At 44.0% G+C, this 4,182-nt stretch carries 2 protein-coding genes; one reads left to right on the top strand and one right to left on the bottom strand.

The features are described 5' to 3' along the window. Positions 1-361 precede the first annotated feature (361 nt). Positions 362-880, bottom strand: coding sequence for a single-stranded DNA-binding protein (locus Xbud_RS16750; RefSeq protein ID WP_099137186.1), 519 nt, complete (start codon positions 878-880; stop codon positions 362-364). 313 nt (positions 881-1,193) lie between these two features. On the opposite strand from Xbud_RS16750, the gene uvrA reads away from it, so the two are divergent. Then, a complete protein-coding gene (gene uvrA / locus Xbud_RS16740; RefSeq protein ID WP_099137184.1) occupies positions 1,194-4,025 on the top strand; it encodes an excinuclease ABC subunit UvrA in 2,832 nt (943 codons plus the stop codon). The last annotated feature ends 157 nt before the right edge of the window (positions 4,026-4,182 follow it).

Below are 4,182 nucleotides of genomic sequence, written 5' to 3'. Positions count from 1 at the left end.
TGACCGCAATATCGGCAAACAACTTCTATCTTGACAGTCACATGTGGGTTCCACTAAAAAAACACAAGAATATCAAATTAACGCTTTAGAGTCACGACCAAAATAAGTTTGGGTAATATAACGGGAGCTTACTTAAGCGATCTATGATCAAACAGTATCGCTCACCACTATCCATCAAAAATGTCGTTGTTCCATAATCAGTATTCATTGCACACCCATTTCTTTACACTTTTGCAAGGTAAACAATAAATAGATTTTAGTCATCAATTTTTACAAAACAAAATCAACATTTATAAACAAAAAAAGCCCTTAAAATAAGGGCTTAATGTAAATATTTTACATATTAAGTCTCAGGTGAACTCTAGAACGGAATATCATCATCAAAATCCATTGGTGGCTCATTGCTCTGCGGAGCAGGAGACTGTACCGGACGAGACGATGGCATACCGCCACCACTAAATTGCTGGGAAGCTTGTGGCTGTTGTGGCTGTCCCCAGCCGCCTTGTGCTGGTGCATCCTGTGCTGCACCACGGCTGCCCAACATCTGCATTACTCCACCGATAGGATTGACCACGACTTCAGTGGTGTAACGGTCTTGCCCATTCTGATCTTGCCATTTACGGGTCTGCAAAGCGCCTTCAATATAAACCTGAGAGCCTTTGCGCAGATATTCACCTGCGACTTCTGCCAATTTGCCGAAAATCACCACACGGTGCCACTCGGTTTTCTCTCTCATCTCACCGGTTTGCTTATCACGCCAGCTATCGGACGTTGCCAGAGTAATATTGGCAACGGCACCGCCATTCGGCATATAGCGAATTTCCGGATCCTGCCCCAAATTACCCACTAAAATAACTTTGTTTACGCCTCTGCTGGCCATTGGAATACTCCTGATGAAATGATTTCTGCTAAAAACGGACTTCTATAATTATAAGCAAAGTAGTTTACCATGCGAGGGCTAACTTTAAACTAAAACCCGTTATATTATACTTTGCGAAGCGCATCGTACTTTATATCCTTTCTCTTTCATGTTGTTCTACCCTTATCGGCTACACAACAACTGAAAGTGCTTGATATACACTGTAACTATTACAGCATGAATCTCTGTTATTACTGTATATCCATTCAGGATGGTTTGTGCAATAATAATGCGTTTTTTAGTTGAGCACGATAAATAATCTGGGTAATGGTAAATGGATAACATCGAAGTTCGGGGCGCCCGCACCCATAATCTCAAAAATATCAACCTGATAATTCCCCGTGACAAACTGATAGTCATTACGGGGTTGTCTGGCTCCGGTAAGTCTTCTCTGGCTTTCGATACACTGTACGCAGAAGGCCAGCGTCGCTATGTAGAATCACTCTCTGCATATGCCCGCCAATTTTTATCACTGATGGAAAAACCGGATGTCGACCATATTGAAGGCCTGTCTCCCGCCATTTCCATTGAACAGAAATCAACTTCTCATAACCCGCGTTCAACCGTCGGTACAATCACAGAAATTCACGATTATCTCCGTCTGCTGTTTGCCCGTGTCGGCGAGCCTCGTTGTTCCGAACATGATATTCCACTGGCCGCACAAACCATTAGTCAGATGGTAGATAATGTTCTCACATTACCGGAAGGGCAACGTTTGATGTTATTAGCTCCGGTAGTCAAGGAGCGTAAAGGAGAACATTCCAAGCTATTGGAAAATCTGGCTACGCAAGGTTATATCCGCGCCCGTATTGATGGTGAAGTGTGTGATCTTTCCGATCCACCCAAATTAGAATTGCAGAAAAAACATACGATTGAAGTTGTCATTGACCGCTTCAAAGTACGCCCGGATCTGGCTCAGCGTCTGGCCGAATCTTTCGAAACCGCTTTAGAGCTTTCCGGTGGTACGGCTGTCATTGCCAATATGGATGATGTTCAGGCTGAAGAGTTGATCTTCTCTGCCAATTTCGCTTGTCCAATGTGTGGTTACAGTATGAGCGAGTTGGAACCACGCTTATTTTCCTTCAACAACCCGGCAGGTGCCTGTTCTACTTGTGATGGTTTAGGGGTTCAACAGTTTTTCGATCCTGACCGGGTGGTGCAAAATAGCAGTATTTCTCTCGCAGGTGGCGCTATTCGTGGATGGGATCGCCGTAATTTCTATTACTTCCAGATGCTGAAATCTCTGGCAGACCATTATAAATTCGATATAGAAACACCATTCGATGAATTAAGTCCTGCCATTAAAAAAGCAATTTTGTATGGCTCAGGTAAGGAATCTATCGAATTCAAATATACCAATGATCGTGGGGATGCAACTGTCCGTAATCACCCATTCGAAGGTGTTCTGCATAATATGGAACGCCGCTATAAAGAAACAGAATCTTCCGCTGTACGGGAAGAATTAGCCAAATATATTAGTAATCGTTCCTGTATTTCGTGTGAAGGAACCCGTCTGCGCAAAGAAGCGCGTTTTGTTTTTATCGAAAATACCACACTGCCACAGATTTCTGATTTCAGCATCGGTCATGCGATGGAGTTTTTCCAAAACATCAAATTGAACGGGCAACGAGCCAAAATTGCTGAAAAAGTTCTGAAAGAGATCCGTGATCGTCTGAAGTTTCTGGTCAATGTTGGTTTAAATTACCTGACACTTTCCCGTTCAGCAGAAACCCTTTCCGGTGGTGAAGCCCAGCGTATCCGGTTAGCAAGCCAAATTGGTGCAGGTCTGGTTGGCGTGATGTATGTTCTGGATGAGCCTTCCATTGGTCTCCACCAGCGTGATAATGAACGTTTGCTGGAAACCTTACTGCATCTGCGTAATTTAGGTAATACTGTTATTGTTGTTGAACATGATGAGGATGCTATTCGCGCCGCTGATCATATTATTGATATTGGGCCGGGAGCGGGTGTTCATGGCGGTAAAGTCGTTGCCGAAGGAACTATTGATGACATCATGGCAAGCCAAACGTCTCTCACAGGGAAATTTCTGAGTGGCGAACGTGAGATTACTATCCCGGGACAACGAATCGCTGCTGATCCTAGCAAGATGTTGAAGTTAATTGGTGCGAAGGGCAATAACCTGAAAAAAGTGACATTAAAACTACCTGTCGGCTTGTTCACGTGTATCACGGGGGTTTCAGGCTCCGGTAAATCGACGTTAATCAACGATACTTTATTCCCAATCGCACAACGTCAGTTAAATGGCGCAACCAATATTAATCCTGCGCCTTATGTGGATATTCAAGGCCTGGAGCATTTTGATAAGGTCATTGATATTGACCAAAGCCCGATCGGCAGAACTCCTCGCTCAAATCCCGCCACTTATACCGGTGTATTTACACCAGTGAGAGAACTGTTTGCTGGCGTACCTGAATCCCGAACACGTGGTTATACACCAGGTCGTTTTAGTTTCAATGTTAAGGGCGGACGCTGTGAAGCCTGTCAGGGGGACGGGGTAATTAAGGTGGAAATGCACTTCCTGCCTGATATTTATGTTCCCTGTGATCAGTGTAAAGGAAAGCGCTATAACCGTGAAACGTTGGAGATCAAATATAAAGGCAAGAATATCAATGAAGTGCTAAATATGACTATTGAAGAAGCCCGTAGCTTTTTTGATGCAGTACCTGCCCTTGCCCGTAAATTGCAAACGTTAATGGATGTTGGCCTTTCCTATATTCGTCTTGGACAGTCTGCCACCACACTCTCCGGTGGAGAAGCACAACGGGTCAAACTGGCGCGCGAGTTATCTAAACGTGGTACAGGTCAAACACTCTATATTCTTGATGAACCAACAACTGGATTACACTTTGCTGATATCCAACAACTGTTGTCAGTTCTACATCAATTACGGGATCAGGGAAATACCATTGTAGTGATTGAACACAATCTGGATGTTATCAAGACTGCGGACTGGATTGTCGATCTTGGCCCAGAAGGTGGTAGTGGTGGCGGAGATATATTAGTGGCAGGAACGCCAGAAGATGTGGCGAAATGTGAAAAATCTCATACAGCACGTTTCCTTAAGCAGATACTCAATAAAAATTAATACTATCTCATCAATAATAATCAACAAAAAGCCTCTCCGTCTGGAGAGGCTTTGTTTATTGTCACTCTTAAACCACCTCCTATGGAGGTGGTGATCGTTCCTGTGGGGCTTTGCCCGTAGGACGCTCATGCTAAATACTTCCTCAGTTTGTTACCAG

It is taken from the genome of Xenorhabdus budapestensis (genome assembly GCF_002632465.1).
Taxonomy (GTDB): domain Bacteria; phylum Pseudomonadota; class Gammaproteobacteria; order Enterobacterales; family Enterobacteriaceae; genus Xenorhabdus; species Xenorhabdus budapestensis.
Note: the sequence above shows the minus strand (reverse complement) of the source record. Positions and strands in the feature narration are given on the sequence as shown.